Genomic DNA, 2,571 nt, shown 5'->3' on the forward strand with positions numbered 1-2,571 from the left:
TGGACTAAGCCGCTCTCGCGGCAGGGTGCCCGGTCCGACCGTTCGAGAATGAACCGCACTCCGCGCTTTTCCGATCACGTTCTTCGGGCTGATGATTGAGACCTTCTCAAACGTCAGATCGGAGGCTCCCATGGAGGAGAGGATTTCACCGCTGCGCAAGCGGATGATCGAAGACATGAACATCCGCGGGATGGGCGACAAAGCCCAGAAGGCCCACATCCGGGCGGTCAAGAACTTCGCCGCGTTTCTCGGCAGATCGCCCGATACCGCCACACCGGACGATCTTCGTGCCTACCAGCTCCATATGACAGAGACCGGCGTCACGCCGTCCACCTTCAACGCTCGCATCATGGCGTTACGGTTTCTCTTCGGCACGACCTGCAAGAAGGCGGAGATGCACGAGCACATGCAGTTCCGCCGTCAGCCGCGCAGGCTGCCCGTCGTTCTGAGCTTGGAGGACATCTCCGAGATTCTGGCGGCGGCGCCGGGACCGGGGCTCAAGTATCGCGCGGCGCTCAGCATCTCGTACGGGGCCGGCCTCAGGGCTTCGGAGGTCTGCAATCTCAAGGTCAGCGACATCGACAGCGCCCGGATGCTGATCCATGTCGAGCAAGGCAAGGGGCGTAAGGATCGCCAGGTGATGCTGTCGCCCGGCCTCCTCGAGCTTCTCCGGGCCTACTGGTGCGAGGCCCGTCCCGCCGGCTGGCTGTTCCCAGGCAAGCCGAAGATCAACCCGATCTCGCCACGCCAGCTCAGCCGGGCCTTCCTGACCGCCAAGCAGCTCGCGGGCATCACCGGACCCTCCACGCTGCACACCCTGCGCCACAGCTTCGCCACGCATCTGCTCGAAGCGAACACGGATGTCCGGGTGATCCAGGTCCTTCTGGGCCACGCCAAGGTGACCACGACCCAGCGATACGCCCATGTCGCGACCAGAACGATCCGCGACATCGTCAGCCCCTTCGAGGCGCTGGCCGGGATCGCCGGACAGAGCGCGCGCCCAACGCCGGGACCGGAGTAGATCGCGCCGGGGATGTCCCGGCCGACGCTTGAGCTCGCCGACATCTTCCGTGACCATGGGCCTGCGTGGCGGCGGGCCAACAAAGGGCATGTCAGCCTGACCCAGCTCAAGGTGATGTCGGCCATCGAAGCTTGCCGAACCGAGGCGCTCGGCGGACACGTGGCGGCCTGCACTCAGTGCGGGCATCAGCACGTCGCCTACAATTCCTGCAAGAACCGTCATTGCCCGAAGTGCCAGGCCCCGGCGGCGCGGGACTGGATCGCTGCGCGCGCCGAGGACTTGCTATCCGTGGAGTATTTCCACGTCGTCTTCAGCCTGCCGGCGGAGATCGCGCGGATCGCCTACTGGAACAAGCGGGCGGTCTACGGGCTGCTGTTCCGCGCCTCGGCCGAGACAGTCGCGACCATCGCTGCCGATCCGCGCCGTCTCGGCGTCCGGGTCGGCATGACCAGCGTGCTCCACACCTGGGGCTCGGCGCTCACTCACCATCCACATGTCCATATGATCGTGCCGGGCGGCGGCTTGTCGCCCGACGGCACCCGATGGATATCCTGCCGCAGGGGATTCTTTCTGCCCGTCAGGGTCCTTTCGCGGCTGTTCCGGCGCCTTTTCTTGGACGGGCTCTCGGCACTGCACCGGGCCGGCAAGCTGTCTTTCTTCGGCGACCTCGCACACCTCGCGGACCCTGCCGCATTCGCCGCCTCGCTTGCACCGCTGCGCAAGGCCGAATGGGTGGTCTACGCCAAGCCCCCGTTCGGCGGGCCCGAGGCCGTCCTGGCCTATCTCGGCCGCTACACCCACCGCGTTGCGATATCCAACCACCGCCTTGTCAGTGCCAATGCCGAGATTGTCGCGTTCCACTGGAAGGATTACAGGATCAAACGCGGAGATCGGATGAAGGTCATGCGCCTCTCGACCGACGAGTTCATCCGCCGGTTCCTGATCCACGTCCTGCCGGACGGCTTCCATCGCATCCGGCACTACGGCTTCCTCGCCAGTGGCGTCTGCAAACGCAATGTCGAGGCGATCCGCCGTCTGCTCGGCGCCGAGGCGCCTGTTGCGACCGAAGCGACGGACACCAATCCCGCCCCACCACTCACACTCAGGGAACCGTGCCCCGAGTGCGGCGGGGCAATGCGGATCGTCGAGATCTTCCGGCGTGGCGAACGCCCCGTGACCCGCGCTCCGCCTCGAAAGGCCGCTGCATGATGCCAGCGCCAGCCATACCGCCGACCCCGATCCGGAACGCTACCTCGTTCCGGACACAGGGACGCCGTGCCCCGGTCGTTCTCCAAGGCCGAAACGGTGCCACCGCAGCGTCGCTGCACACCCTCTGCCGACTACGGGTACCCCCTATGGAACGCAGGAAAGCTGTCCGAAACCAGATCGAGACCCGGCGCTCGGCCCAACCCGCCACCGACGCCGTGCCGCTTTCCCCATAAGGCACCGCCAGACCCCCGCGGCTTCCTCCTTGTCAGGTTTTCCAACGTGGGCCGCCATCGCGCAGAATACCGCCATCACCCCGCGGCCCACATCGAAAAACCTCCGAC

2 protein-coding genes are annotated in these 2,571 nt (G+C 65.9%); both read left to right on the plus strand.

The annotated features are described in order from the left end of the window. Nucleotides 1-130 precede the first annotated feature (130 nt). Nucleotides 131-1,021: a site-specific integrase gene (locus tag G0D83_RS30795; RefSeq protein ID WP_164198532.1), complete on the plus strand. Its 891-nt coding sequence runs from the start codon at nt 131-133 to the stop codon at nt 1,019-1,021. A gap of 12 nt (nt 1,022-1,033) precedes the next feature. Continuing rightward, entirely contained in the window at nt 1,034-2,230 is a 1,197-nt protein-coding gene (locus tag G0D83_RS30800) for an IS91 family transposase (protein WP_164198533.1), read from the plus strand. Nucleotides 2,231-2,571 lie beyond the last annotated feature (341 nt).

The sequence above is a fragment of the Salipiger sp. PrR003 genome, from assembly GCF_010500785.1.
Lineage (GTDB): Bacteria > Pseudomonadota > Alphaproteobacteria > Rhodobacterales > Rhodobacteraceae > Salipiger > Salipiger pacificus_A.

Coding starts and splice junctions, on each gene's coding strand:
- G0D83_RS30795 (WP_164198532.1), top strand. CDS start 131: ATGGAGGAGAGGATTTCACCGCTGCGCAAGCGGATGATCGAAGACATG.
- G0D83_RS30800 (WP_164198533.1), top strand. CDS start 1,034: ATGTCCCGGCCGACGCTTGAGCTCGCCGACATCTTCCGTGACCATGGG.